Source organism: Streptomyces yunnanensis, from assembly GCF_029011865.1.
Taxonomy (GTDB): domain Bacteria; phylum Actinomycetota; class Actinomycetes; order Streptomycetales; family Streptomycetaceae; genus Streptomyces; species Streptomyces yunnanensis.
Map to the genome: position 1 here is coordinate 7,347,251 of NZ_CP095749.1, position 26,758 is coordinate 7,374,008.

The 26,758-nt window shown below is 72.4% G+C and carries 20 protein-coding genes; 12 read left to right on the top strand and 8 right to left on the bottom strand.

What is annotated here, in order from left to right; translation table 11 throughout:
- The first annotated feature begins 9 nt into the window (after window positions 1-9).
- The 6 genes from MOV08_RS32065 to MOV08_RS32090 all read left to right on the top strand — a co-directional run bounded on the left by MOV08_RS32065 (window position 10) and on the right by MOV08_RS32090 (window position 6,567).
- Window positions 10-1,062 carry a sugar ABC transporter substrate-binding protein gene (locus tag MOV08_RS32065; protein ID WP_420834229.1) on the top strand — a complete coding sequence of 351 codons (1,053 nt, stop codon included), beginning with the start codon at window positions 10-12 and terminating at the stop codon, window positions 1,060-1,062.
- Entirely contained in the window at window positions 1,059-2,681 is a 1,623-nt protein-coding gene (locus MOV08_RS32070; protein WP_420834230.1) for a sugar ABC transporter ATP-binding protein, read from the top strand. The genes MOV08_RS32065 and MOV08_RS32070 overlap by 4 nt, the downstream gene beginning before the upstream one ends.
- Entirely contained in the window at window positions 2,678-3,709 is a 1,032-nt protein-coding gene (locus MOV08_RS32075) for an ABC transporter permease (protein ID WP_039637850.1), read from the top strand. Before MOV08_RS32070 ends, MOV08_RS32075 begins: the two co-directional genes overlap by 4 nt.
- 13 nt (window positions 3,710-3,722) lie before the next feature.
- Window positions 3,723-4,736 carry an aldo/keto reductase gene (locus MOV08_RS32080; RefSeq protein WP_275309813.1) on the top strand — a complete coding sequence of 338 codons (1,014 nt, stop codon included), beginning with the start codon at window positions 3,723-3,725 and terminating at the stop codon, window positions 4,734-4,736.
- Between the two features lie 37 nt (window positions 4,737-4,773).
- On the top strand, window positions 4,774-5,622 hold the full coding sequence (locus tag MOV08_RS32085) for an amidohydrolase family protein (protein ID WP_275309815.1): 849 nt from the start codon (window positions 4,774-4,776) through the stop codon (window positions 5,620-5,622).
- A 159-nt stretch (window positions 5,623-5,781) separates the two neighbouring features.
- The gene (locus MOV08_RS32090; protein ID WP_052287001.1) at window positions 5,782-6,567 is read left to right on the top strand and encodes an SDR family NAD(P)-dependent oxidoreductase; all 786 of its coding nucleotides are present in this window, start codon (window positions 5,782-5,784) and stop codon (window positions 6,565-6,567) included.
- Between the two features lie 19 nt (window positions 6,568-6,586).
- On the opposite strand, the gene MOV08_RS32095 is transcribed toward MOV08_RS32090, so the two are convergent.
- From MOV08_RS32095 to MOV08_RS32120, 6 genes are all read right to left on the bottom strand, one after another.
- Window positions 6,587-7,258, bottom strand: a complete 672-nt coding sequence (locus MOV08_RS32095; RefSeq protein WP_039637853.1) for a FadR/GntR family transcriptional regulator — start codon at window positions 7,256-7,258, stop codon at window positions 6,587-6,589.
- A gap of 90 nt (window positions 7,259-7,348) precedes the next feature.
- Entirely contained in the window at window positions 7,349-8,494 is a 1,146-nt protein-coding gene (locus tag MOV08_RS32100) for an LLM class flavin-dependent oxidoreductase (protein ID WP_275309817.1), read from the bottom strand.
- 218 nt (window positions 8,495-8,712) lie between these two features.
- Window positions 8,713-10,317 (bottom strand): glycerol-3-phosphate dehydrogenase/oxidase, encoded by a 1,605-nt coding sequence (locus tag MOV08_RS32105; protein WP_039637854.1) that lies wholly within the window; start codon window positions 10,315-10,317, stop codon window positions 8,713-8,715.
- A gap of 13 nt (window positions 10,318-10,330) precedes the next feature.
- Window positions 10,331-11,887, bottom strand: coding sequence for a glycerol kinase GlpK (gene glpK / locus MOV08_RS32110; protein WP_039637855.1), 1,557 nt, complete (start codon window positions 11,885-11,887; stop codon window positions 10,331-10,333).
- Window positions 11,888-11,936: 49 nt separating this feature from the next.
- On the bottom strand, window positions 11,937-12,725 hold the full coding sequence (locus MOV08_RS32115; RefSeq protein WP_039637856.1) for an MIP/aquaporin family protein: 789 nt from the start codon (window positions 12,723-12,725) through the stop codon (window positions 11,937-11,939).
- A gap of 227 nt (window positions 12,726-12,952) precedes the next feature.
- Window positions 12,953-13,717, bottom strand: a complete 765-nt coding sequence (locus MOV08_RS32120) for an IclR family transcriptional regulator (RefSeq protein ID WP_039637857.1) — start codon at window positions 13,715-13,717, stop codon at window positions 12,953-12,955.
- Window positions 13,718-13,956: 239 nt separating this feature from the next.
- On the opposite strand from MOV08_RS32120, the gene metH reads away from it, so the two are divergent.
- The 4 genes from metH to MOV08_RS32140 all read left to right on the top strand — a co-directional run bounded on the left by metH (window position 13,957) and on the right by MOV08_RS32140 (window position 22,101).
- Entirely contained in the window at window positions 13,957-17,505 is a 3,549-nt protein-coding gene (metH, locus tag MOV08_RS32125) for a methionine synthase (RefSeq protein WP_275309818.1), read from the top strand.
- Window positions 17,506-17,698: 193 nt separating this feature from the next.
- A complete protein-coding gene (locus MOV08_RS32130; protein ID WP_420834231.1) occupies window positions 17,699-18,451 on the top strand; it encodes an HAD family hydrolase in 753 nt (250 codons plus the stop codon).
- A gap of 360 nt (window positions 18,452-18,811) precedes the next feature.
- Window positions 18,812-20,422: an ABC transporter substrate-binding protein gene (locus tag MOV08_RS32135; protein ID WP_275309819.1), complete on the top strand. Its 1,611-nt coding sequence runs from the start codon at window positions 18,812-18,814 to the stop codon at window positions 20,420-20,422.
- 83 nt (window positions 20,423-20,505) lie between these two features.
- Window positions 20,506-22,101, top strand: coding sequence for an ABC transporter substrate-binding protein (locus MOV08_RS32140; RefSeq protein ID WP_275309820.1), 1,596 nt, complete (start codon window positions 20,506-20,508; stop codon window positions 22,099-22,101).
- A 102-nt stretch (window positions 22,102-22,203) separates the two neighbouring features.
- On the opposite strand, the gene MOV08_RS32145 is transcribed toward MOV08_RS32140, so the two are convergent.
- Together MOV08_RS32145 and MOV08_RS32150 are read right to left on the bottom strand one after the other, a co-directional pair.
- Window positions 22,204-22,875 (bottom strand): response regulator, encoded by a 672-nt coding sequence (locus MOV08_RS32145; protein ID WP_039637863.1) that lies wholly within the window; start codon window positions 22,873-22,875, stop codon window positions 22,204-22,206.
- Window positions 22,876-22,900: 25 nt separating this feature from the next.
- Window positions 22,901-23,935: a RecB family exonuclease gene (locus tag MOV08_RS32150; RefSeq protein WP_039637864.1), complete on the bottom strand. Its 1,035-nt coding sequence runs from the start codon at window positions 23,933-23,935 to the stop codon at window positions 22,901-22,903.
- Between the two features lie 185 nt (window positions 23,936-24,120).
- Between MOV08_RS32150 and MOV08_RS32155 the strand changes: the two genes are divergently transcribed.
- Window positions 24,121-25,425 carry a site-2 protease family protein gene (locus tag MOV08_RS32155; RefSeq protein WP_039637865.1) on the top strand — a complete coding sequence of 435 codons (1,305 nt, stop codon included), beginning with the start codon at window positions 24,121-24,123 and terminating at the stop codon, window positions 25,423-25,425.
- Between the two features lie 245 nt (window positions 25,426-25,670).
- On the top strand, window positions 25,671-26,690 hold the full coding sequence (locus MOV08_RS32160) for a tRNA (adenine-N1)-methyltransferase (protein ID WP_275309821.1): 1,020 nt from the start codon (window positions 25,671-25,673) through the stop codon (window positions 26,688-26,690).
- Window positions 26,691-26,758 lie beyond the last annotated feature (68 nt).

Genomic DNA, 26,758 nt, shown 5'->3' on the forward strand with positions numbered 1-26,758 from the left:
GGGACCCCCATGAGACTGCGTACCCGCACCACCGGCGCGGCGGTCGCAGCCGCGGTGCTCGCCCTGGCCCTGCTGGCCGGGGCGGCCGTGCTGACCGGCTGCAACCGGGCCAGCGACGCCACCGGCCGGATCGGCATCGACGTGCCGCGCACCGACACCGACTTCTGGGACTCCTACCAGGACCACCTGAAGGCCGACCTGGCGCACGGCGGCCCGGCCGCGCTGCCGCTGGCCAACTCGCAGAACGACATCGGCAAGGTCGTCTCCGACGTCCAGGCGCTGACCGGCCAGGGCGCCCGGGCGATCGTGATCGCCCCGCAGGACACCGGCGCCATCACCGCCGAACTCCGGCGCCTGGCCGACCGGAGGATCCCGGTCGTCAGCATCGACACCCGCCCCGACGACGGCCCGGTCTACATGGTCGTCCGGGCCGACAACCGCGCCTACGGGGAGCGGTCCTGCGTGTTCCTGGGCGAGCGGCTCGGCGGCCACGGCCGGGTCGCCGAACTCCAGGGCGACCTCAGCTCGATCAACGGGCGGGACCGCTCGGAGGCGTTCGCGGCCTGCATGAAGCGGAGGTACCCCGGCATCACCGTGCACGAGCTGGCCACCGACTGGAAGGGCGAGGTCGCCTCCGCCAAGCTCCAGAGCCTGCTGGCCCAGCACCACGACCTCGACGGCGTCTACCTCCAGGCCGGCGGCGCCTTCCTCCAGCCGGTGCTGGCCCTGTTGCGGCAGCGCGGGCTGCTCGAACCCGTCGGGACACCGGGGCACCTCACCCTCGTCTCCAACGACGGCATCCCCGACGAACTGGCCGCCATCCGGGCCGGCACCCTGGACGCCACCCTCTCCCAGCCGGCCGACCTCTACGCCCGGTACGCGCTGTACTACGCCCGGGCGGCGCTCGCCGGGAAGACCTTCCGGCCCGGGCCGACCGACCACGGCTCGACCATCGTGCGGATCAAGAACGGGTTGGAGGACCAGCTGCCCGCGCCGCTGGTCACCAAGGAGAACGTCGACGACCCCCACCTGTGGGCCAATCAGTCGGAGCAGGGGAAGTGACGGCCGCGCCCGGCGGCCCGGCGCCCGAGGAGCCGGCCCGTGAGCCGGCGGTCGCCGAGCCCGCGGCGGTGCGGGCCGAGGGCATCGTCAAGCGCTACGGGCCCACCCTCGCCCTCGACGGGGTCCACCTGGCCGTCCGGCCCGGCGAGGCGCACGCCCTGGTCGGCCGCAACGGCGCCGGCAAGTCCACCCTGGTGTCGGTGCTGACCGGGATGGCCCGGCCGGACGCCGGGCGGGTCGCCTTCGGCGGGGTCCCCGCGCCCCGTTGGGGCGACCCCGCCGCCTGGCAGCGCCAGGTCGCCTGCGTCCACCAGCGGTCGATGACCGTGCCCGGCCTGACGGTGGCCGAGAACCTCTTCCTCAACCACTTCCCCGGCGGCCCCGCCCTCCGCTGGCGGGCGCTGCGCGAGCGGGCGCGGGACCTGCTCGCCGGCTACGGCGTGGACGTCGACCCGGCCGTCCGGCTCGAAGAACTCGACGTCGAACAGCGCCAGTTCGTCGAGATCGCCCGCGCCCTCTCGCGCGGTGCCCGGCTGATCGTCCTGGACGAGCCGACCGCGCGGCTGGACGCACCCGGCATCACCCGGCTCTTCGGCCGGCTGCGGGAACTGCGCGCACAGGGGGTGGCGTTCCTGTTCATCTCCCACCACCTCCAGGAGGTCCGGGCCCTCTGTGACACCGTTACAGTCCTCCGGGACGCCCGCCGGGTGCTGACCGCCCCGGTCGCCGAGCTCGGCGAGGACGCCCTGGTGGCGGCGATGACGGGGGAGGGCACCGGGCACCGGCGCCCGGTATGCGCCCCGGCACCGCCGGCGCCACCCGCCCCGCGCACCGACGGCGCGCCGGTGCTGCGGGCCGAAGGACTGGCGCTGCGCGGACACTTCGGCCCGCTGGACCTGACCGTGGGGGCCGGCGAGGTGGTGGGCCTGGCGGGCGCCGCCGCCGGCGGGACCACCGCGGTCGCCGAGGCCCTGGCGGGACTCCGGTCCCCGGACGCCGGGCGGATCACCGTGCGCGGCCGACCGGTACGCCCCGGGAGCGTGCCGCACGCCCTCGACGCCGGCATCGGCTACGTCCCCGAGGACCGGCACCGCGAGGGACTGGTCCCCGCCCGCAGCGTCGCGGAGAACGCCACCCTGGCCGTCACCGGGCAGTTGGGGCCGTGCGGGACCGTCCTGCCCGCCCGGACCCGGGAGTTCGCCCGGCGGATGATCGCGGCGCTGGACATCAGGACCACCGGGCCCGACCAGCCGGTCTCCGGGCTCTCCGGCGGCAACCAGCAGAAGGTGGTGGTGGCCCGCGCGCTGGCCCGCGACCCCGCCGTCCTGGTCGCCGTCCGCCCCACCAACGGCGTGGACGTCCGGTCCAAGGAGGCGCTGCTGGGCGTCGTACGGCAGGTCGCGGACGGCGGGCGCGGCGCGCTGATCGTCTCCGACGAACCGGCCGACCTGCGGATCTGCGACCGGGTGGTGGCGGTCTTCCGCGGCCGGGTCCGGGCCGAGTTCGGCCGCGGCTGGCGCGAGGCGGACCTGGTGGCCGCCATGGAGGGCGTCACCGCCGGCACACCCGTCCCGCCCGCCGCACCGGACACCCCCACGACGGAAGGGACCGCGCCATGACCGAGACCACGGCCCCACCGGCCGCCGACGCGCCGCCGGCCGGCCCGGCGCGCCGCCCCCGGATCACGCCCGGCCGCTGGCGGGACGTCTCGCTCGTCCCGGTGATCCTGCTCCTCGGCGTCGTCGGCTTCATCGTCTCGCCGGCCTTCCTCACCGGGGACAACCTCATCGGCGTGGTCCAACAGTCCACCGAGCTCGGCCTGTTGGTGCTGGGCGAGGCGCTGGTCCTGATCAGCGGGCGGATGGACCTGTCGCTGGAGTCGACGATCGGCCTGGCGCCGGTGGTCGCGCTGTGGCTGGTCCTGCCCGCCCACGGCGGCCGGTTCGCCGGCCTGGGGCTGCTGCCCTCCTGGACGGCGGTCCCGCTGTGCCTGGCCGTGGGCGCGGCGATCGGCGCCGCCAACGGCTTCCTCATGCTCCGGCTGCGGGTCAACGGCTTCATCGCCACCCTCGGCATGCTCACCATGCTGCGCGGCCTGCACCTGGGCCTCTCCGAGGGCCGCTCGCTCGCCGACGTCCCGGACTCCTTCTCCTACCTGGGCCGGACCTCCTGGCTGGGCGTCCCGGCCGCCGTCTGGATCTGCCTGGCGCTCTTCGCGCTCGGCGGCGCGGCGCTCGGCTACCTCCGGCACGGCCGGGCGCTCTACGCGATCGGCGGCAACCCGGAGGCGGCCCGCGCGGCCGGCATCCGCACCGACCGGATCACCTGGACCGTCCTGGTGCTGGCCGGCGTCCTCGCCGCCTTCGCCGGCGTCCTGTACACCGGCCACTACGGCGCGGTCTCCGCCAGCCAGGGCAGCGGCTGGATCTTCCAGGTCTTCGCCGCCGCGGTGATCGGCGGCATCAGCCTCAAGGGCGGTCGCGGCACCCTCTTCGGGGCGCTCACCGGCGTGCTGACCCTCCAACTCGTCATCAACGTGATGACGCTGGGCGGGGTGCCGCCGCTGTGGACGCAGTTCCTCAACGGCGCGATCATCCTCCTCGCGCTCGTCGTCTCCCGCTTCACCAGCGGCGAGAAGCAGGAGTGAAGGGACCGCCGCCATGAACCGTCCGCCCCAAGGGCCACGGGAGTTGGGCCGCAGCGGCGTCGTCGTCCCGCCGCTGGGCCTGGGCTGCGCCCCGCTCGGCAACCTCTACCGCGCCGTTCCCGAGGAGCGCGCCGAGGCGGTCGTCCGCACCGCCCTGGCCACCGGCGCCCGCTACCTCGACACCGCCCCGCACTACGGCGTCGGCCTCTCCGAGGAGCGCCTGGGCCGGGCGCTGCGCGGCGTCGACCGCGCCGGCTACGTGCTGTCCACCAAGGTCGGCCGCCGGCTCCGCCCGCTCGCGCCCGGCGAGACAGCGGCCGGCGAGGGCTTCGTGGCCACCCCCGCCCGGGCCCGCGTCCGCGACCTGACCCGCGACGGCATCCGCGCCACCCTGGAGGCGTCCCTGGACCGGCTCGGCGTGGCCGCGGTGGACATCGTCTACCTCCACGACGTCGAGGACCATCTGCGCGAGGTCTACGAGACCGGCTACCCGGCCCTGGCCGCCCTCCGCGCCGAGGGCACCGTCCGCGCCATCGGCTTCGGCATGAACCACAGCGGCGTGCTGGCCCGTCTGGTCGCCGACCTGGACGTCGACGTGGTGCTCTGCGCCGGCCGCTGGACGCTGCTGGAGCGGACCGCCGTCGACGACCTGCTGCCGGTGTGTGCCCGGCGCGGCACCTCGGTGGTGGTCGGCGGGGTCTACAACTCCGGGCTGCTCGCCGACCCGTCGCCCGGCGCCCCCTACGACTACGCCCCGGCGCCGCCGGCGGTCCTGGCCCGGGCCCGCCGACTGGCCGCCGTCTGCGCCGAGTTCGACGTGCCCCTGAAGGCGGCGGCGCTCCGCTTCCCGTTCGGGCATCCGGCCGTCGCCGCGGCGGTGGTCGGCGCCGCCGCGCCCGCCGAGGCCGCCGAGAACGCCGCCCTCTTCCGCCACCCCGTGCCCGACGGCCTCTGGCACGCCCTCGTCGCCCGTGGTCTGCTCGACCCGGACCTGCCGCTGCCGCTGGGGCCTGTCGCCGACGCCTGACGCCCCGCCCGCCGACCCCGACCGGGGGAGCCGCCCGATGCGCATCGACGCCCACCACCACCTCTGGGACCCCACCCGCCGCGCGCAGCCGTGGATGGACGGCCCCTGGGCCGACCCGATCCGCCGCCGCTACACCCAGGCCGACCTCGTCCCGCACCTCGCGGCGCACCGCATCGACGGCACCGTCCTGGTGCAGTCCGCCGCCTCGGACCGGGAGACTCTCGAACTCCTCGCCGTCGCCGCCGCGGACGGCCCGGTGCGCGGCGTCGTCGGCTGGGCCGACCTCACCGCCCCCGGGCTGCCGGACGCGCTCGCGGCGCTGCCCGCCGGGCTCGTCGGCCTGCGCCACCAGGTCCAGGACGAGCCCGACCCGGACTGGCTCGGCCGCCCCGAGGTCCGGCGCGGCCTGCGCACCCTGGCGGACCGCGGCCTGGTCTACGACCTGCTGGTCACCCCGCGCGAACTGCCCGCCGCACAGGCCGTCGTGCGGGCCCTGCCCGAGCTGCCGTTCGTGCTGGACCACGCCGCCAAACCGGCCGTCGCCCGCGGCGACTGGCAGCCCTGGGCGTCCGCGCTCACCGCCCTGGCCGCCCTCCCCAACGTCGCCTGCAAGCTGTCCGGGCTGGTCACCGAGGCCGACTGGGCCGCCTGGCGGCCGCGGCAGATCCTGCCCTACGCCCGGCACGCCCTGGACGCCTTCGGCCCGGACCGGGTGATGTTCGGCTCCGACTGGCCGGTCTGCACCCTGGCCGCCGACTACGCCGACGTCGTCGCCCTCGCCGAGGCCGCCACCGACCGGCTCACCGCGCCCGAGCGCAGGGCCGTCTTCGGGGGCACCGCGACCCGGGTCTACGGCCTCGCCGCACTGCCGCGGACCCGGCCATGATCCAGCGGAAGGCCGCGGCGTCCGGATTCCGCCAGCACCGCCCGCCGCCCTGCCGGAGGATCGAGCCGTACCGCGGAGGAAGCCCCCGGAAGCAGAGAAAGCATCCCGGATCTCACCGAACCGGTACGTATTGCTCGGATTTCGATATCAGACAAGGTGATGACGATGACGACGGCCACGACCCCCGCACCCACCGCATCCGGCACCCGCCCGCTGACCGGCAAGGCGGCCCTGGTGACCGGCGGCAGCCGGGGCATCGGCGCGGCGATCGCGGTGCGGCTGGCGGCCGACGGGGCGATGGTGGCGCTGACCTACCGGAACCGGGACGACCTGGCCGCCCAGGTGGTCAAGGAGATCACGGAGGCCGGCGGGCGGGCCTGGGCGATCCGGGCCGACGGCGCCGACCCGGAGGCGGTGCGCGCCTCGGTCGCCGCCGCGGCCGACCGGATGGGGCGGCTGGACATCCTGGTCAACAACGCGGGCACGGGCGTCATGGGCCCCTTCGAGGGGATCGCCCTCGACGACGTGGACCGGGTGCTGGCGACCAACGTCCGGGCCCCGTTCCTGACCGCGCAGGCCGCCGCCGCCCACCTCGGCGACGGCGGCCGGATCATCTCGATCGGCAGCTGCATGGCCGAGCGGGTGGCCTTCCCCGGCGGTTCCCTCTACGCCACCAGCAAGGCCGCGCTCGTCGGCCTGACCAAGGCCCTGGCCCGGGAGCTGGGGCCGCGCGGCATCACCGTCAACGTCGTCCACCCCGGGCCCGTCGACACCGACATGAACCCCGCGGACGGCGAGAACGCCGCGTTCCAGGCGCAGTTGACCTCGCTCGGCAGGTACGGGCAGCCGGCGGAGGTGGCGGCGACGGTGGCCCACCTGGCGGGCGACGGCGGACGGTACATCACCGGTGCCGCGCTCGCGGTCGACGGCGGCTACGCGGCCTGACCGCCGGCCGCAGCGGCCCTCACAGCGACGCCCGCAGCCACTGCTCCACGCTCGCGACGTGCACCGTCGCCCAGGCCCGCGCCGCCTCGGCGTCCCCGTCGCGCAGCGCGCCGAGGATCGCCCGGTGCTCGGTGAGGGTGCGGGCCACCGCGCCCTCCTGGGTCAGCCCGCGCCAGATCCTGGCGCGGGTGGTCGGGCCGGACAGGCCGTCCAGGAGGGAGCAGAGCACCGAGTTCCCGGACGCGGCGACGATCCGGTGGTGGAACTCCAGGTCGCCGGCGACCAGCTCCTCCACCGACGGCGCCGGGCCCAGCGCGTCCAACTGCGCCTGGAGCGCGTCCAGTTCCGCCACCGCGATCCGGCCGGCCGCCAGGCCCGTGGCGGCCGGCTCCAGGATCCGGCGGACGGCCAGGAACTCCAGCACCGTGTCGTCGCGGTGGAAGTCCACCACGAAGCTCATCGCCTCCAGCAGGAGTTGCGGGTCCAGGCTGGTGACGTAGGTGCCGTCGCCCTGGCGGACGTCCAGGACCCGGATCAGCGACAGCGCCCGCACCGCCTCCCGCAGGGAGTTGCGGGACAGCCCCAGTTCCGCGGCGAGTTCGCTCTCCTTGGGCAGCCGGTCGCCCGGCCGCAGCGCACCGGAGACGATCATCCCCTTGATCTTCTCGATGGCCTCGTCGGTGACCGCCATGGTCGTCCTCCCCGTCCGGACCCGCCCGGACGCCGCGGGCCCGCCCACAGACATCCGATGTCTGGGGGCATTATGGCCCGCGGGACGCGCTCAGCGCCCGTACCCGCCCGCGTCGCCGTCCGCCGCGCCGTCCCGCGCCGCGTCCTGTGCGTCTTGCGCGTCCGGCGCTGCGTCGGCCGCCTCCCACAGCGTGCTGGGCGCCTCGCGGCGGACCACGGGGGCGATCTCCTCGGCGAACCGCTGGAGCGTCTCCAGCTGTTCGGCGTGCGCCAGGCCGAAGCCGTCCACGCTGATCGACTGGAGGTCGTGCCCGTACACCGCGTGACAGCCGAGGATCTTGTCGATGATCTGCTGCGGCGAGCCGATCAGCTGCGGACCGTCCGCGATGGCGTCCTCGATGGTGCGGAACGGGGTGTTGTAGCCCGCCCTGCCCGCCAGCTGCGGTTGGAAGGTCTGGGCGACCTTCGCCTCGTAGAGGTCCTTGTAGCGGGCGATCGCCTCCCGTTCGCTGTTCGCGATCAGCAGCCCGCCGGAGCCGGCGGCCACCCGGGCCCGCGCCGGGTCGTGCCCGTACGCGGCGAACCGCTCCCGGTAGTGCGCGATCAGCTCGGCGTAGGCGGCGCGCGGCTGGATCGCGTTGGCGGTGAACAGCGGATCGCCGTACTTCGCGGCGAGCTCGGGGGAGTTGCGGCTGGTGGCGGAGCCGTGCCAGATCCGCGGCGGTCCGCCGTACGGGCGCGGCACGGTCGTCACGTTCTTCAACGGCGGCCGGAACTCGCCCTCCCAGTCGACGTTCTCCTCGCTCCACAGCCGCCGCAGCAGGGCGTACTTCTCGGCCTGGAGGTCCCACTGCCGCTCCTCGTCGAGCCCGAAGAGGGCGAAGTGCCCGGCCTCCGCGCCCTTGCCGATGACCAGCTCCAGCCGCCCGCGGGCGAGTTGGGTGAGCGTGGCGTAGTCCTCGGCGACCCGCACCGGGTCGAGGATCGCCACGACGGCGACCCCGGTCTGCAGCCGGATCCGGGACGTCCGCGCGGCCAGCGCGCCCAGCACCACCGACGGGCTGGAGGAGAGGAACGGCCCGGCGTGCCGTTCGCCGACGGCGTACGCGTCGAAGCCGAGCTGCTCGGCCGCCACGGCGGTCTCGACGACCTCCGCGAACCGGTCGGCGGGGGCGGGGAGCCTGCCGGTCAGCGGGTGCGGTGCATGGCCGATCAGGGAGAGCACGGAGAATTTCATGGCGTCCTTCCGGCGTGGGGGCCACCCCGGCGGTGGTCCTCCCACTGTGCGCGCCGGACGTTGCCGCGGTGTGTCGGCCGCGTGGCACCGTGCCGCCGGACGGCCGCGGCGCGCGCCCCGAACGGGGACGCGCGCCGCGGTGTGCTCCGGGAAAAGGGGTCGGGGCGGCCCGTGGACCGCCCCGACTCACCTCACCCGTGCAGGTTTCTGACTATTCGTCAGCGCTCCAGCATGCTCTCGACCCGGGCGCGGATGTCGTCCGTGGCCAGGCCGCGGATGGTCAGCGTGGTCCGGCGGCGCAGCACGTCGTCGGCGGTCTCGGCCCACTCGTGGTCCCGGGCGTAGGCGACCTGCGCCCAGATCTCCGGCGCGTCCGGGTGGATCCGCTCGGCCAGCGCCGGGTCCTCGTTCGCCAGCCGGGCGATGTCGAAGGAGAGCGAGCCGTAGTGGGTGGCCAGGTGGCGCGCGGTGTCGGCGGACATCCGCGGCCCGGGGGTGCCGCCGTCGATCAGCAGCCGGTGCGCGACCGCGTTGGGGTTGGCGATACCGGGCAGCGGGAGCTTCTTCGGCAGCTGCGAGATCGGCTCCATGTCCTCGGCCAGCGGGTGGCCGGGCAGCGCGGCGAGCTTGTTCATCACCGTGCGGCCGATGTGCCGGAAGGTCGTCCACTTGCCGCCGGCCACCGACAGCATCCCGCCGCGGCCCTCGGTGACCACCGTCTCGCGCTTGGCCTTGGAGGTGTCGCCGGGGCCGCCGGGCAGCACCCGCAGACCGGCGAACGAGTAGGTGATCAGGTCGCGGGAGAGCTGCTGGTCGCGGACGGAGAAGGCGGCCTCGTCCAGGATCTGGGCGGTGTCCTTCTCGGTGACCGCGACGTCCGCCGGGTCGCCCTCGTACTCCTCGTCGGTGGTACCGAGCAGCAGCATGTCCTCCCAGGGGAGGGCGAAGGTGATGCGGTACTTGTCGATCGGGGTGGCCAGCGCGGCCTTCCAGGGGGAGGTGCGCTTGAGGACCAGGTGCGCGCCCTTGGACAGGCGGATGGAGGGCGCCGCGTTGGGGTCCTCCAGCTTGCGCAGGTGGTCGACCCAGGGGCCGGTGGCGTTGAGCACCAGGCGGGCGTTGACGCCGAACTCGGTGCCGTCCAGGCGGTCCTTGAGCTCGGCGCCGGTGACCCGGCCCTGGGTGAAGCGCAGGCCGGTGACCTCGGAGTGGTTCAGGACCGTGGCGCCGGCGGCGACCGCCGCGCGGACGGTCATCAGCGCCATCCGGGAGTCGTTCATCTGGTCGTCGCCGTACACGGCCACGGCCTTGAGGTTCTCGGTGCGCAGCTCCGGCACGTCGCGCTGGGCCTTGGCCGGGGTTATGACGTGGCCGACGCCGTCGCCGAACGCGGAGAGCGCGGAGTAGGCGAAGACGCCCGCGCCGAGCTTGGCGGCGCCGTGCGGGCCGCCCTTGTAGACCGGCAGGTAGAAGGTGAGCGGGTTGGCCAGGTGCGGGGCCACCTCGCGGGAGACCGCGCGGCGCTCGAAGTGGTTCTCCGCGACCAGCTTGACCGCACCGGTCTGCAGGTAGCGCAGACCGCCGTGCAGCAGCTTGGAGGAGGCGGAGGAGGTGGCGCCGGCGAAGTCGCCGGCGTCCACCAGGGCAACCCGCAGTCCGGCCTGCGCGGCATGCCAGGCGGTGGAGATGCCCAGGATGCCGCCGCCGATGACCAGGAGGTCGTACGTCGCCTTGGACAGCTGCTCCCGGGTTTCGGCGCGGCTCGGCAGGGAACCGGCGGCCGGGTGCGTCCCGAGGGCCGGGACGCTCTGCAGGGTGCTCATGATGTGCTCCTCGTCAGCTCTCGTCGTCGAGCCAGCCCATGGTCCGCTCAACGGCCTTGAGCCAGTTCTTGTACTCGCGGTCACGGATGGCCGCGTCCATGCGGGGGGTCCATTCGGCGGCCCGACGCCAGTTGGCGCGCAGTTCGTCGGTGCTGGACCAGAAGCCGACGGCCAGTCCGGCCGCGTAGGCAGCGCCGAGGCAGGTGGTCTCGGCGACCATCGGGCGCACCACGGGTGCGTCCAGGAAGTCCGAGATGGTCTGCATCAGCAGGTTGTTGGAGGTCATTCCGCCGTCGACCTTGAGCGCGGTCAGGTCGACACCGGAGTCCTTGGTCATGGCGTCGGTGATCTCGCGGGTCTGCCAGGCGGTGGCCTCAAGGACGGCACGGGCGATGTGCGCCTTGGTGACGTAACGGGTCAGGCCGGCGATGACGCCGCGGGCGTCGGAGCGCCAGTAGGGGGCGAACAGGCCGGAGAAGGCTGGCACGAAGTAGGCGCCGCCGTTGTCCTCGACGGTGCTGGCCAGCGTCTCGATCTCGGCCGCGCTGTTGATGAGCCCCATCTGGTCGCGCATCCACTGGACGAGCGAGCCGGTGACGGCGATGGAGCCCTCCAGGGCGTAGACCGGCTGCTCGTCGCCGATCCGGTAACCGACCGTGGTCAGCAGCCCGTTGTAGGAGTTCACCGGCTGGTGGCCGGTGTTCATCAGCATGAAGGTGCCGGTGCCGTAGGTGGACTTGGCCTCGCCCTCGGCGAAGCAGGTCTGGCCGAAGAGCGCGGCCTGCTGGTCGCCGAGCGCGGAGGCGACCGGGACGCCTTCGAGCACTCCGGTGGCGGTGGTGCCGTAGACCTCGGCGGAGGAACGGATCTCCGGCAGCACGGCCGCCGGGATCTCCAGCGAATCCAGGATCCGCTCGTCCCACTGGAGGGTGTGCAGGTTCATCAGGAGGGTGCGGGAGGCGTTGGTGACGTCCGTGACGTGCACGCCGCCGTTGACGCCGCCGGTGAGGTTCCAGATGACCCAGGAGTCCATGGTGCCGAAGAGGATGTCGCCGCGCTCGGCGCGCTCGCGCAGCCCCTCGACGTTGTCCAGCAGCCAGCGGACCTTCGGGCCGGCGAAGTACGAGGCCAGCGGCAGGCCGGTCTCCCGGCGGAAGCGGTCCTGGCCGACGTTGCGGCCCAGCTCGCGGCAGAGCCCGTCGGTGCGGGTGTCCTGCCAGACGATGGCGTTGTGGACCGGCTCACCGGTGTTCTTGTCCCAAAGGAGGGTGGTCTCGCGCTGGTTGGTGATGCCGATGGCCTTGACGTCGGCCGAGGTGAAGCCGGGGTTGCTCTGCGCGGCCTTCTCGATGGCGCCCTCGACGACCTGCTGGACGTTGGCCCAGATCTCGGTGGCGTTGTGTTCGACCCAGCCCGGCTTGGGGAAGATCTGCTCGTGTTCCTTCTGGTCGACCGAGACGATCCGGCCGTCCCGGTCGAAGACGATGCAGCGGCTGGACGTGGTGCCCTGGTCGATCGCGGCGATGAACGGACCGTGGCCGTGCGAGGAGGTGCTGGGGGTGTCGCTCATGGTGTGCTCCAGGTTTCGGTGCAGGCGGAGGCGTGGTGGGCGGGGCGGCTCAGGCGAACGCCAACTGGTAGATGCCCCCGGCGAGGGCTCCGCCGATCAGCGGGCCGACGACCGGGATCCAGGCGTAGCCCCAGTCGGATCCGCCCTTGTTCGGCAGCGGCAGCAGCGCGTGCACGATGCGCGGACCGAGGTCGCGGACCGGGTTGATGGCGTAGCCGGTCGGTCCGCCCAGGGAGAGGCCGATGCCGGTGACGACCAGGGCGACCAGCAGTGTGCCGATCGCGCCCACGCCCTTGCCGTTGTCGCTCAGCCCGAGGGTGAGGATCGCCAGCACGAGCACGATGGTGGCGATGATCTCGGTGACGAGGTTCTGCACCACGTTCCGGATCTCCGGGCCGGTGGAGAAGATGCCCAGCACGGGGCCGGCCTTGGGAGCGGCGGCAGGGTCGACCATGCCCTCCTCGCCGAAGTGGCCGGACACCACCTCCGGGTCGGTCAGATGCGCCCGGAACTGCCCGTAGTACACCAGCCAGACCAGCACCGCGCCGATCATGGCCCCGAGGAACTCGCCGGCGAAGTACACCGGCACCTGACTCCACTCGATGCCGCCCTTGATCGCGAGACCGATGGTGACGGCGGGGTTGAGATGCGCGCCGGACTTGGCGGCGATGTAGGCACCCGTGAGGACGGCGAAGCCCCACCCGAAGGCGATGGCGACCCATCCGGCGTTGAACGCCTTGGAGCGCTTGAAGGTGACGGCGGCGCAGACGCCACCGCCCATCAAGATCAGAACAGCGGTACCGATGGTCTCGCTGATGAAGATGTCGGAGCTGGACACCCGCGACTCCTTTGTCCTTCGTCCAGGGGAAGGCGAACCCCGGGTCCCTCCGGTGGTCCGCACCCTCCGAGAGGGCGTTGGTCGGCCCGCGGCAGTCCACACCATAACGCTTATTGCCGTTAGGTGTTCGGCAATGCCGACCGACGAACGGCAGTTTTATTTACCTCCCAGACCTCGTCAAGGGTTCTGTGGCCAAAAACTTAGGTGAACAACTGGGGCGTAAGGGGTCAAAATCGCCCTGCGCCGAGGTCACGAGAGACCGCACGTGCGCAATCCCTCACAGCAGCGACGATTTCCGGCCGCAGCTCGCCGTCCCGGCACACCCGCTCCACGGCCCCGGTGACACCCACCGCGCCCACCGGCATCCGGCGCCGATCGTGGATCGGCGCGGCGATCGAGGCCACGCCCTCCCAGGTCTCCTCCACGTCCGCGGCCCAGCCGCGCGCCCGCGTGAGATCCAGCACCGTCTCGAAGTCCGGCAGTCCGGTCGTGGTCCGCGGCGTGAACGCCTCCCGTGCAGTCTCCACGGCCTCGCTGTGCGCCACCGGGTCGTAGGCCGACAGCACCTTGCCCAGCGCGGTGCTGTGCAGTGGCTGCATCGCGCCGACCTCCAGCACCTGCCGGCTGTCGTCGGGCCGGAAGACGTGGTGCACGATCAGTACGCCCTGCTGGTGCAGGACGCCCAGGTAGACGCTCTCCCCGCTGGAGCGGGCCAGATCGTCGGTCCACACCAGGGCGCGGGCCCGCAGCTCGTGGACGTCCAGGTAGCTGTTGCCCAGCCGTAGCAGCTCGGCGCCCAGCTGATAGCGACCCGAGGTCGCGTCCTGCTCCACGAAGCCCTCCTGTTGGAGGGTGCGCAGGATGCCGTGGGCGGTGCCCTTGGCCAGGCCCAGTGAGGAGGAGATGTCGGAGAGACCCAGCCGCCGTTCTCCCCCGGCGAGCAGTCGCAGCATGGCGGCTGCTCGCTCCAGCGACTGGATGGTGCGTGCCATCGGGGCGACCTCCGAAGTATCTGGTTCGACAATGCTGAACGATATCGGCCCATGCCGACCATGGGGAGTGGGCAGGGCGATCAACGATCATGGATAGCGGACCGGGCCGCGGTCGATAACCGCTGTCCACGCCGTGGAATGGAGAACACCTGTCCCGGCCCGGAAGCTACGCTGGCCGGGTGCGCCCTCTTCAGGAGGGGTGCAAAGCCGACAGCCGTCGCAACCACGGGAGCACCTCCATGGCTTCGAATACGCCCTCGTCCACCAGCTCGTCCCGCGTCACCGCGCTCCGCGAGGCCCTCGCCTCACGGGTGGTGGTCGCCGACGGCGCCATGGGAACGATGCTCCAGGCGCAGGATCCGACCCTGGAGGACTTCCAGCAGCTGGAGGGCTGCAACGAGATCCTCAACCTCACCCGCCCCGACATCGTGCGCTCGGTCCACGAGGAGTACTTCGCGGTGGGCGTGGACTGCGTGGAGACCAACACCTTCGGCGCCAACTTCGCCGCCCTGGCCGAGTACGACATCCCCGAGCGGGTCTTCGAGCTCTCCGAGGCCGGTGCGGCGATCGCCCGCGAGGTGGCCGACGAGTTCACCGCCTCGACCGGCCAGCAGCGCTACGTCCTCGGCTCCATGGGCCCGGGCACCAAGCTCCCCACCCTCGGCCACGTCGACTACCTCACCCTGCGGGACGCCTACCAGCGCAACGCCGAGGGCATGATCGCCGGTGGCGCGGACGCCCTGCTGGTGGAGACCACCCAGGACCTCCTCCAGACCAAGGCCGCCGTGCTGGGCGCCCGCCGCGCCCTGGAGGCGACCGGCACCCACCTGCCGATCATCTGCTCGGTCACCGTCGAGACCACCGGCACGATGCTGCTGGGCTCGGAGATCGGCGCCGCGCTCACCGCGCTGGAGCCCCTGGGCATCGACATGATCGGCCTGAACTGCGCCACCGGCCCGGCCGAGATGAGCGAGCACCTGCGCTACCTGGCCCGGCACTCCCGCATCCCGCTGTCCTGCATGCCCAACGCCGGCCTGCCGGTCCTGGGCAAGGACGGCGCGCACTACCCGCTGAGCGCCGCCGAGCTGGCCGACGCCCAGGAGACCTTCGTCGGCGAGTACGGGCTGTCCCTGGTGGGCGGCTGCTGCGGTACCACCCCCGAGCACCTGCGGCAGGTCGTCGAGCGGGTCCGGGGCATGGCGCCCACCGTGCGCGAACCGCGCCCCGAGCCCGGCGCGGCCTCCCTCTACCAGACCGTCCCGTTCCGCCAGGACACCTCCTACCTGGCGATCGGCGAGCGGACCAACGCCAACGGGTCGAAGAAGTTCCGCGACGCGATGCTGGACGGCCGCTGGGACGACTGCGTGGAGATGGCCCGCGACCAGATCCGCGAGGGCGCGCACATGCTCGACCTGTGCGTGGACTACGTGGGCCGGGACGGCGTCGCCGACATGGAGGAGCTGGCCGGCCGCTTCGCCACCGCCTCCACGCTCCCGATCGTCCTGGACTCCACCGAGGTCGACGTCCTGCAAGCCGGGCTGCAGAAGCTCGGCGGCCGCGCGGTGATCAACTCCGTCAACTACGAGGACGGCGACGGCCCGGAGTCCCGCTTCGCGAAGGTGACGCGGCTGGCGGCCGAGCACGGCGCGGCCCTGATCGCGCTGACCATCGACGAGGAGGGCCAGGCCCGCACCCCCGAGAAGAAGGTGGAGATCGCCGAGCGGCTGATCGACGACCTGACCGGCAACTGGGGCGTCCACGAGTCCGACATCCTCATCGACACCCTGACCTTCACCATCTGCACCGGCCAGGAGGAGTCGCGCAAGGACGGCATCGCCACCATCGAGGCGATCCGGGAGCTGAAGCGGCGCCACCCCGACGTCCAGACCACCCTCGGCCTGTCCAACATCTCCTTCGGCCTGAACCCGGCCGCCCGCATCGTCCTGAACTCCGTCTTCCTGGACGAGTGCGTCAAGGCTGGCCTGGACTCGGCGATCGTGCACGCCTCGAAGATCCTGCCGATCGCCCGCTTCGACGAGGAGCAGGTCACCACGGCGCTCGACCTGATCTACGACCGGCGACGCCCCGCGCGAGGGGACGAGCCGGCCTACGACCCGCTGCAGCGGCTGATGGAGCTCTTCGAGGGCGCCACCGCCAAGTCCCTCAAGGCCGACAAGGCCGCCGAGCTGGCCGCGCTGCCGCTGGAGGAGCGGCTCAAGCGGCGCATCATCGACGGCGAGAAGAACGGCCTGGAGGCCGACCTCGAAACGGCCCTGGTGGACCGCCCGGCCCTCGACATCGTCAACGGGACCCTGCTGGACGGCATGAAGGTCGTCGGCGAGCTGTTCGGCTCCGGCCAGATGCAGCTGCCGTTCGTGCTCCAGTCCGCCGAGGTCATGAAGAGCGCGGTGGCCTACCTGGAGCCGCACATGGAGAAGTCCGACGACGAGGGCAAGGGCACCATCGTGCTGGCCACCGTCCGCGGCGACGTCCACGACATCGGCAAGAACCTCGTCGACATCATCCTGTCCAACAACGGCTACAACGTCGTCAACCTCGGCATCAAGCAGCCCGTCTCCGCGATCCTGGAGGCCGCCGAGGAGCACAAGGCCGACGTCATCGGGATGTCCGGGCTCCTGGTCAAGTCCACGGTGATCATGAAGGAGAACCTGGAGGAGCTCAACCAGCGCAAGATGGCGGCCGACTACCCCGTCATCCTCGGCGGCGCCGCCCTCACCCGCGCCTACGTCGAACAGGACCTCCACGAGATCTACGAGGGCGAGGTCCGCTACGCCCGCGACGCCTTCGAGGGCCTGCGGCTGATGGACGCCCTGATCGCCGTCAAGCGCGGCGTGCCGGGCGCGACCCTGCCCGAGCTCAAGCAGCGGCGGGTGCCCCAGCGCGCGACACCGGCGGCCGGCGCCGCGGGCCGGAGCACCGACCCGGAGCCCGATCAGGGCGCCGTCCGCTCGGACGTGGCCACCGACAACCCGGTGCCCACCCCGCCGTTCTGGGGCACCCGGGTCATCAAGGGCATCCAGCTCGCCGACTACGCCTCCTGGCTGGACGAGGGCGCGCTCTTCAAGGGCCAGTGGGGGCTCAAGCAGGCCCGCACCGGCGAAGGCCCCACGTACGAGGAGCTGGTGGAGACCGAGGGCCGGCCGCGGCTGCGCGGCTGGCTGGACAAGCTCCAGACCGAGAACCTCCTGGAGGCGGCCGTGGTCTACGGCTACTTCCCCTGCGTCTCCAAGGGCGACGACCTGATCCTGCTGGGCGAGGACGGCACCGAGCGGACCCGCTTCACCTTCCCCCGCCAGCGCCGCGGCCGCCGCCTGTGCCTGGCCGACTTCTTCCGTCCGGAGGAGTCCGGCGAGAGCGACGTGGTCGGCCTCCAGGTGGTCACCGTCGGATCGAGGATCGGCGAGGCCACGGCCGAGCTGTTCGCGGCCAACTCCTACCGCGACTACCTCGAACTGCACGGCCTGTCCGTCCAGTTGGCCGAGGCGCTGGCCGAGTACTGGCACGCCCGGGTCCGGGCCGAGCTGGGCTTCGCGGGCGAGGACCCGGCGGACGTCGAGGACATGTTCGCGCTGAAGTACCGCGGCGCGCGCTTCTCCCTCGGCTACGGCGCCTGCCCCGACCTGGAGGACCGGGCCAAGATCGCGGACCTGCTGCAGCCGGAGCGCATCGGCGTCCAGCTCTCCGAGGAGTTCCAGCTCCACCCCGAGCAGTCCACCGACGCCATCGTCATCCACCACCCGGAAGCCAAGTACTTCAACGCGCGGTGACGCACCGTAGCCGGCCGGCCCGTCGGGACGCCCGGCGCGGCGCCCGGGGAAGCGGACCTTCCGCCTTCCCCGGGCGTTCCGGCGCGCACGGTCGTACACTGGTCGATCCGGTAGTGGCCGGTCGTTTTCCCCCAGCCGGGGGTGGCGGCCGGCCTTTTCGTCCCTCCGGGGACGTCCCCACGGAGGTGGACGGATGACCAGCAGCATCCCCGCAGTCGGCGCCTCTCCCCAAGCTCTCGGCTCCGCGCGAACAGGGAAGACCCCCATGGCCGAAGCCGTGACCCTCCAGGCCGTGTTCCTCGATCTGGACGGCACCCTCGTGGACACCGAGGGCTTCTGGTGGGAGGCCGAGGCCGAGGTCTTCGCGCGGCTCGGCCACGTCCTGGACGACGGCCACCGGGAGGTCGTGGTCGGCGGGCCGATGTCCCGCAGCGCCGGCTATCTGCTGCGGGAGACCGGCGCCGACATCGGCCTGACGGAGCTGAGCACCCTGCTCAACGAGGCGTTCGTGGCCCGGATCGGCCGCGGCGTCCCGCTGATGCCGGGCGCCCGCCGACTGCTGTGCGAGCTGGCCGCGCACCGGGTGCCGGCCGCCCTGGTCTCCGCCTCGCACCGGACCATCATCGACCGGATGCTGGACTCCCTCGGCCCGGAGAACTTCGTCCTCACGGTCGCCGGCGACGACCTGATGCGCACCAAGCCGCACCCGGACCCGTATCTGACCGCCGCCGCCCGGCTGGGGGTGGACCCGACCCGCTGCGCCGTCGTCGAGGACACCCTGACCGGGGTGCGGGCGGGGGAGGCGGCCGGCTGCCGGGTGGTCGCGGTGCCGTCCGTGACGCCCATCCCGCCGGCTCCCGGGCGGACCGTGGTGCGCTCCCTCGAAGAAGTCGATCTCCCTTTTCTCCAGGCGCTCATCACGGAAAGCCAAGGGTCCGTGCACTGAGCGTGCTGTGCGGAATGCCCGGGAACTCACGGCAGCGATCCGCTTATTTTCCGTGACGAATACCCGGGCGAATTCTCAGCGCTACGGGGCCGCTAGGATGCGTGACGTTTCTCACGTGCCGGGCCGTCGACAGCGGCCCCGGCAGGTGATCCACCGGGTCCCGGTGGTGGTTTCTACGGGGGTAAGTGTCCGGATTGGTGGGGCAACGTGCGATACGTTCCGCCGTCCGGATATCGATCACGCTGTCACCGTTATCCCACCGCCTTATCGATGTAACTTCCTTGCGTCGATGAGCCGCTGGCGGTGCCTACTAATCTCGACGCGAGCAACACCTCTGCGCTGATAAGGAACCTGCCGACGATGAATCGCAAGACCTTGGTGCTGCCGGCGCTGGCTGCCGGTCTCCTCGCCCCGGCTCTCGCTGCTTGCGGCAACACCGACGGCGCGGGCTCGGACGGCTCGCCGATAGTGGTCGGCGTCGCCTCGCAGATCGAGGCCACCAAGGCGGCGCCCGCGCCGCTGGATCCTGCGCAGGCGTACGACGTCGACGCCTGGAACGTGTTGCGCAGCACCTTCCAGACGCTGATGCGGCTGCCCCGGACCGGTACCGCCGTGGTGCCCGAGGCCGCCGAGTCGTGCGGCTTCCGGGACACCCAGAACGAGCAGTACCGCTGCACCCTGCGCAGCGGGCTGAAGTTCTCCAACGGCCACGACCTGACGGCCCAGGACGTGAAGTTCTCCTTCGACCGGATGCGGGCCATCAACTACACCAACGGCCCGGTGTCGCTGCTCGACGACATCGACCGGGTCGAGACGCCCAGCGACCGCGAGGTGGTCTTCCACCTCACCAAGCCGGACGCCACCTTCCCGCAGAAGCTCGCCACCCCCGCCGCGGCCATCGTCGACAGCCAGGTGTACCCCAGGAACAGCCTCTACAAGGGCTGGGAGACGGTCGGCTCGGGCCCGTACACCGTCAAGACCGAGCACAGCGGCGACCGCCTCACCAAGGCCGTCTTCACCAAGAACCCCGAGTACAAGGGCGGGCTGACGGTGAAGAACGACCAGGTCGAGATGCGGTTCTTCGACGACTCGGCGGGCATGGCGGCGGCGCTCCGCAAGGGCGACGTCGACCTGCTGAGCCGCGGCCTGACGCCCGACGAGGTCAAGGGCCTGCAGAACTCCTCGGACAAGCACCTCACGCTCCAGGAGATGCCCGGCCAGGAGATCCGCTACATCGCCTTCAACATCAAGGACCCGGCCGTCTCCAACAAGGCCGTCCGGCAGGCGATCGCCCAGGTCGTCAACCGCTCCCAGCTGGTGCGCGACGTCTACTCGTACACCGGTGACCCGCTCTACTCGCTCGTCCCCACCGGCCTCACCGGGCACATCAACTCCTTCTACACCAAGTACGGCAACCCCGACGTCGCCGCCGCCCGGCAGACCCTCCAGCAGGCGAACATCACCACCCCGGTGAAGTTCACCCTGACCTACAGCAAGAACCACTACGGCCCCAACACGGCCAAGGAGTTCGCCGCCCTCCAGCAGCAGCTCAACAGCACCAAGCTGTTCGACGTCAGCATCAAGGGCGTCGACCGCTGGCAGCAGTTCCGCACCGACGGGTCGAGCGGCAAGTACGCCGCGTACGGCATGGGGTGGTTCGCCGACATCCCCGACGCGGACAACTACATCGCGCCGTTCGTGGGCAAGGGGAACTTCCTCAACTCCCCCTACCGCAACGACAAGATCGAGTCGCAGCTGATCCCCACCACCCGCCAGCAGACCGACCGCAACGCCGCCGGGGCCGGCTTCAAGCAGGCCCAGGACATCCTCGCCGAGGACGTCCCGTACCTCCCGCTGTGGCAGGGCAAGCAGTACGTCGCCGCCCGTGACAACATCACCGGCGTCGAATGGGCCGTCAACTCCGCCTCGGCGCTGCAGATCTGGGAGCTGGGCCGCGGCGTCTCCAGCTGACCGCCGGCCCGCCCCGCACCGTCCACCGTCGCGGCACCCCGCCGCGACCCGATCGGCACCACCAGAACGTGAGGAACCACCGAGTGAAGCGTGACCAGTGGCTGGCCGCCCCGATCGGAGCGGGGCTGGCGACAGTCCTGCTCGCGGTCGCCGGGTGCGGCACCGACACCTCGGCGTCGTCCGGCCACGGCGAGCCCGTCGTCATGGGCACGACCGGCAAGGTCGTGGCCACCGACCCAGCCTCGGGTTATGACCCCGACTCCTGGCTGCTGTTCAACAACGTCTTCCAGTCGCTGCTCAGCTTCCCCAAGGGCCAGACGACGCCGGAACCGGAGGCCGCCGAGAGCTGCGGCTTCACCGGCTCCGACAGCAGGGTCTACCGCTGCACCCTCAAGGACGGCCTGACCTTCAGCAACGGTGACCAGCTCACCTCACAGGACGTCAAGTTCTCCTTCGACCGCATCCAGCGCATCAAGGACGACAAGGGTCCCGCCGTGATGTTCTCCGCCCTGGAGAGCGTCGAGACGCCGGACGCCAAGACGGTGGTCTTCCACCTCAAGTCGCCCGACGCCACCTTCCCCATGAAGATCGCCTCGGGCGCCGGCTCCATCGTCGACCACACCGCCTACCCCGCCGACCGGCTGCGCACCGACGGCAAGGCCGTCGGCTCGGGCGTCTACACCCTCGACTCCTACGGCCCCGAGCAGGCCAAGCTCTCGGTCAACTCGTCCTACAAGGGCCCCGCCAAGGCCAAGAACTCCGGGATGACCCTGAAGTTCTACGCCAGCCGCGACCAGCTCAAGAAGGCCGTCCAGAGCGGCGGCATCGACCTGGCCTACCGCGGCCTGGCCATGAAGGACATCGCCGCGCTGGACCAGGCGTCCCTGCACCAGCAGCACGGCACCCAGGTCGTCGAGGGCGGCAGCGCCGAGGTCATGCACCTGGTCTTCAACCTCAAGGACCCGGTCGCCGGCAAGCTCGGCGTCCGCAAGGCCATCGCCTACCTCCTGGACCGCTCCACCCTGGTCCGGGACGTGTACCAGCGCACCGCCGAACCGCTGTACTCGGTCGTCCCGGCCGGCATCACCGGCCACAACACCGCCTTCTTCAACACCTACGGCGACCGCCCGCAGCCCGACAAGGCCGCCGCCGCACTGCGCGACGCCGGCGTCCAGGGCAAGGTCCCGCTGACCCTGTGGGCCACCCCGGACCGGTACGGCCCCGGCACCGTCGCCGCCGTCCAGGAGATCGCCGAACAGCTCAACGCCAGCGGCCTGTTCGAGGCCACGGTGCACAGCGTGCCCACCCAGGAGTACGACCAGGGCATGGCCGGCGGAAAGTTCGGCGTCTACGTCAAGGGCTGGATCCCGGACTACCCGGACCCGGACAACTTCACCCAGCCGTTCTTCGGCAAGGACAGCGTGCTGGCCAACCACTACAGCTCGCCCGACATCACCGGCCGGCTGCTGCCCGAGACGGCCGACCAGCCCAACCGCGGCGCCACCAAGGCCGCCTTCCGCGAGCTCCAGGACATCATCGCCAAGGACCTGCCGGTCATACCGATCTGGCAGGGCAAGCAGTACGCGGTGGCCCGCCAGGGAGTCTCCGGCCTGGAATGGACCCTGGACTCCTCGACCGTCTTCCGCTTCTGGGAGATCAGCAAGTCGAACGACGCCTGAGCCGGCCCGGCGGCACGCCGGAGCAGCACGGCGGCGGGGCCGGTCCGGGACATCCCGGGCCGGCCCCGCCGCCGTGGGTGACGCCTCCGCCTGCGCGGGGCCCTACTGGGCGCCGGGCCGCACCAGCCCGCTCTCGTAGGCGTACACCGCCGCCTGCACCCGGTCCCGCAGCCCCAGTTTCGTCAGCACGTGGCCGACGTGGGTCTTGACCGTCGTCTCGCTGACGAACAGGTCCGCCGCGATCTCCGCGTTCGACAGGCCGCGGGCCACCAGCTTCAGCACCTCCACCTCCCGCTCGGTGAGCGTGTGGAGGGTGTTCGGCACCGATTCCTCGCCCGACGGCAGATGGCCGGCGTACTTGTCCAGCAGGCGCCGGGTGATGCTGGGCGCGAGCATCGCCTCGCCCGCCGCCACCACCCGGATCGCCTGCACCAGCTCGTGCGCGGGGGCGTCCTTGAGCAGGAAGCCGCTGGCCCCGGCCCGCAGCGCCTCGACGACGTACTCGTCCAGGTCGAACGTGGTCAGCACCAGCACCTTCGCCGGGCCGTCCTTCGCCGGGCCGGTGATCTGCCGGGTCGCCTCGACCCCGTCCATCCGCGGCATCCGGATGTCCATCAGCACCACATCGGGCTGCAGCGCCCGCACCTGTTCCAGTGCCTGGAGTCCGTCGCCCGCCTCACCGACGACCGCCAGATCCTGCTCGGCCTCCAGAATCATCCGGAAACCCGTACGCAGCAGGGGCTGGTCGTCGACCAGCAGGACGCGGATTGCCACTAGCTCTCCTTCGAGGGGGAGGGATCTACTCGATCCGCTCCATTCTGCCCTGTGGCCCGGCCCCGCCGTCCGCCGGGCGCACCGACTGCCTCTCCCGGGGCACCGCCCCGGGCGCTCCGACCGGCTCGGCCGCCGCCGCCCGCACGGGCAACGGATACACCGGGGGAGTGCCGCCGAACTCCGGGCAGTGCGCCTGGTGGTCGCACCAGCCGCACAGCTTCGTCGGCCGCGGACGCCACTCACCGGTCTCCGTCGCCTGCCGGATCGCCTCCCACAGCGCCAGCAACTTCCGCTCCACGCCCCGCAGATCGCGCTCGTCCGGGTCGTACGTCAGCACCTCGCCGTTGCCCAGATACACCAGTTGCAGCCGGCGCGGCACCACGCCCCGCAACCGCCACACCACCAGCGCGTAGAACTTCATCTGGAACAGCGCGCCCTCGGCGAACTGCGGCCGGGGCGCCTTGCCGGTCTTGTAGTCGACCAGCCGCACCTCGCCCGTCGGCGCCACATCGACCCGGTCGATGAACCCCCGCAGCCGCAGCCCGGACTCCAGCACCGTCTCGACGTACAGCTCGCGGTCGGCCGGCTCCAGCCGCGTCGGATCCTCCAGCGTGAACCAGCGGTCCACCAGTGCCTCGGCCTCCGCCAGCCACTGCCCCAACCGCTCCCCGTCCGCGTCGTCCGCGAACAGCTCGGCCAGCTCGGGGCGCTTGGCCAGCAGCTTCTCCCACTCGACCGGCACCAGCGCGCGGGCCCCGACGGCCGTGCGCTGCGCCGCGGGGGCGTCGAAGAGCCGCTCCAGCACCGCGTGCACCACCGTGCCCCGGGTCGCCGCCGGGCTCGGCTTCTCCGGCAACCTGTCGATCACGCGGAAGCGGTAGAGCAGCGGGCACTGCATGAAGTCGCTCGCCCGCGACGGCGACAGCGCCACCGGCGGCTGCGCCCCGCCCCGCGCCGGCACCACGGCCCCCGCCGGCACCGCACCCTGCGCCGGCACCGCGGCCGGCTCCGGACCGGCGCCCGGCGCCTCCGCCTCGGTCTTCTCCGTGCTCCATCCCATGCACAGAACCCTACGGCCCGCCACTGACAATCGCCGACGCGTCACCGACGGTGAGACCCCTGCCCGACCCCGCGGCCGAGCGCGGCCGGAAGCTCCGCATACCATCGACGTCGGGCACCTTTGCCCTGCATGATCGAGTTGTCAGACAGTGCAGGTGCCGTAGCCGTATTCGACGAGGGGACGCCGTGGACGAGAGCGGGAAGCCGCAGGACCCCCAGGAGTCCGGGCCGGACCGGCCGCCCCAGCCGACCGAACACGCCCCCGACGGACCCCAGCCGCCGTCCCCGGGCACCCCGGGAACTCCAGGGCGAGCGGACCGGGCGCACGCCGAGCCGAAGGCCCCCGGCGGCGGCATCCTCATGGGCCGCCCCTTCGGCGTGCCCGTCTACGTCGCGCCCAGCTGGTTCCTGGTCGCCGCCCTGATCACCTGGGTGTTCGGCGGCCAGTTGGAGCGGGTCCTGCCCGAGCTGGGCGCCGCCCGCTACCTGGTCTCCCTGTTCTTCGCGGTCGCCTTCTACGCCTCGGTGCTCGTCCACGAACTCGCGCACACCGTCGCGGCGATCCGCTTCAAGCTCCCCGTCCGCCGGATCCAGCTCCAGTTCTTCGGCGGCGTCTCGGAGATAGAGAAGGAGACCGAGACCCCCGGGCGGGAGTTCGTCCTGGCCTTCGTCGGCCCGCTCCTCTCCCTGGTCCTCGCCGGCGTCTTCTACGTGGGCATGCAGCTGGTCGAACCGGGCACGGTCCCCGGCGTGCTGCTCGCCGGCCTGATGATCTCCAACCTCATCGTCGCCGTCTTCAACCTGCTCCCCGGCCTCCCGCTGGACGGCGGCCGGATGCTGCGCGCCGTCGTCTGGAAGCTCACCGGCAAGCCGATGAGCGGCACCGTCGCCGCCGCCTGGGTCGGCCGCGCGCTGGCCGTCACCGTCCTCATCGGCCTGCCGCTGCTCACCCACACCGGCGCCCTCGGCCGGGCCCCCGAGGAGATCGGCGGCGCCGACTCGCTCACCGACGCCCTGCTCGCCGCGATCCTCGCCGCGATCATCTGGACCGGCGCCGGCAACAGCCTCCGCATGGCCCGCCTGCGCGAACGCCTCCCCGACCTCACCGCCCGTACGCTCACCCGGCGCGCCATCCCGGTCGAGACCGACACCCCGCTGTCCGAGGCGCTGCGCCGCGCCGACGACGCCGGCGCCCGCGCCCTGGTCGTCGTCGACCGGCAGGGCTCCCCCACCGCCCTGGTCCGCGAGGCCGCCATCATCGGCATCCCCGAGCACCGCCGCCCCTGGGTCACGGTCGGCACCCTCGCCCAGGACCTCAAGGACGGCATGCGGGTCGGCGCCGAACTCGCCGGCGAGGGCCTCCTGGACCACCTGCGCGCCACCCCCGCCACGGAATACCTCGTCGTCGAGCACTCCGGCGAGATCTACGGCGTCCTGTCCACCACCGACGTGGAACGCGCCTTCGTGGCCGCCATGGCCCGCACGCCCTGACCGATCGCCCCGGAACACCCGCCCCGGAACGCCGGTCCGGAACCCGCGACCCGGTGCACCCGGCCGCTCCTCCGACGCCCGGCCCGGGCGGCCGCCCCGCGGGCACCCGGTTCCGGGCGGGCATGACCGGGCCCGCCCCTGGGCAGCCCCCAGCCGGGGGGCCGGCCCCGTTCGACGGGCCCTGGGGAGAGCCCGGTCCGGCGCCCGCGGTACGGGGGACGCCAAACGGCCGGTAGGCTGGTCACATGTCCGAACCGACCGGTGCCGCCCGCCGTCGCGGGCCCTTCAAGGTCGGGGACCAGGTCCAGCTCACCGACCCCAAGGGACGCCACTACACCTTCACGCTCGAAGAGGGCAAGAGCTTCCACACCCACAAGGGAGCCTTCCCCCACGACGAGCTGATCGGCGCGCCCGAGGGCAGTGTTGTCCGTACCACCGGAAACGTCGCTTACCTCGCGCTGCGTCCCCTGCTCCCCGACTACGTCCTGTCCATGCCCCGCGGTGCCGCCGTGGTCTACCCCAAGGACGCGGGGCAGATCCTGGCGATGGCCGACATCTTCCCCGGCGCCCGCGTCGTCGAGGCGGGGGTGGGATCCGGCTCGCTCAGCAGCTTCCTGCTGCGCGCCATCGGCGACGACGGCATGCTGCACTCCTACGAGCGCCGCGCCGACTTCGCCGAGATCGCCACCCAGAACGTGGAGCGCTACTTCGGCGGTCCGCACCCCGCCTGGACGCTCACCGTCGGCGACCTCCAGGACAACCTCTCCGACACCGACGTCGACCGGGTCATCCTGGACATGCTGGCCCCCTGGGAGTGCCTGGAGGCCGTCTCCAAGGCCCTGGTGCCCGGCGGCATCCTCTGTGCCTACGTGGCGACGACGACGCAGCTGGCCCGCACCGTGGAGGCGATCCGCGAACACGGCACCTTCAACGAGCCGTCGGCCTGGGAGACCATGGTCCGCACCTGGCACGTGGAGGGCCTGGCCGTCCGCCCCGACCACCGCATGATCGGCCACACCGGCTTCCTGCTGACCGCCCGCCGGCTGGCGGACGGCGTCGAGCCCCCGCTGCGCCGCCGCCGGCCCGCGAAGGGCGCTTACGGCGAGGACTACACCGGGCCGGGCGGGCGGGAACAGGCAGTGCCGGGCGGGCGGGAACAGGCAGCGTCGGGCGGGCGGGAGAAGAGCGCCCCCGGCAAGCCCGACGGCGCCGCCGCGGCCGACCTCACCGCCGACCTCGCGGACGGGTCGCCCGAGCGCGGCTGACGCCGGCCGGCAGGCCACCGAACCGACCGGCGCCGCCGACGAGTTCCCCCGAGCGGGAACCGTCGGCG

What these genes read in the sequence shown, in the direction of transcription:
- metH (WP_275309818.1), top strand. Translation starts at nt 13,957, where the DNA reads ATGGCTTCGAATACGCCCTCGTCCACCAGCTCGTCCCGCGTCACCGCG.
- MOV08_RS32100 (WP_275309817.1), bottom strand. Translation starts at nt 8,494, where the DNA reads ATGAAATTCTCCGTGCTCTCCCTGATCGGCCATGCACCGCACCCGCTG.
- MOV08_RS32075 (WP_039637850.1), top strand. Translation starts at nt 2,678, where the DNA reads ATGACCGAGACCACGGCCCCACCGGCCGCCGACGCGCCGCCGGCCGGC.
- MOV08_RS32085 (WP_275309815.1), top strand. Translation starts at nt 4,774, where the DNA reads ATGCGCATCGACGCCCACCACCACCTCTGGGACCCCACCCGCCGCGCG.
- MOV08_RS32135 (WP_275309819.1), top strand. Translation starts at nt 18,812, where the DNA reads ATGAATCGCAAGACCTTGGTGCTGCCGGCGCTGGCTGCCGGTCTCCTC.
- MOV08_RS32130 (WP_420834231.1), top strand. Translation starts at nt 17,699, where the DNA reads ATGACCAGCAGCATCCCCGCAGTCGGCGCCTCTCCCCAAGCTCTCGGC.
- MOV08_RS32160 (WP_275309821.1), top strand. Translation starts at nt 25,671, where the DNA reads ATGTCCGAACCGACCGGTGCCGCCCGCCGTCGCGGGCCCTTCAAGGTC.
- MOV08_RS32080 (WP_275309813.1), top strand. Translation starts at nt 3,723, where the DNA reads ATGAACCGTCCGCCCCAAGGGCCACGGGAGTTGGGCCGCAGCGGCGTC.
- MOV08_RS32065 (WP_420834229.1), top strand. Translation starts at nt 10, where the DNA reads ATGAGACTGCGTACCCGCACCACCGGCGCGGCGGTCGCAGCCGCGGTG.
- MOV08_RS32090 (WP_052287001.1), top strand. Translation starts at nt 5,782, where the DNA reads ATGACGATGACGACGGCCACGACCCCCGCACCCACCGCATCCGGCACC.
- glpK (WP_039637855.1), bottom strand. Translation starts at nt 11,887, where the DNA reads ATGAGCGACACCCCCAGCACCTCCTCGCACGGCCACGGTCCGTTCATC.
- MOV08_RS32095 (WP_039637853.1), bottom strand. Translation starts at nt 7,258, where the DNA reads ATGGCGGTCACCGACGAGGCCATCGAGAAGATCAAGGGGATGATCGTC.
- MOV08_RS32150 (WP_039637864.1), bottom strand. Translation starts at nt 23,935, where the DNA reads ATGGGATGGAGCACGGAGAAGACCGAGGCGGAGGCGCCGGGCGCCGGT.
- MOV08_RS32120 (WP_039637857.1), bottom strand. Translation starts at nt 13,717, where the DNA reads ATGGCACGCACCATCCAGTCGCTGGAGCGAGCAGCCGCCATGCTGCGA.
- MOV08_RS32105 (WP_039637854.1), bottom strand. Translation starts at nt 10,317, where the DNA reads ATGAGCACCCTGCAGAGCGTCCCGGCCCTCGGGACGCACCCGGCCGCC.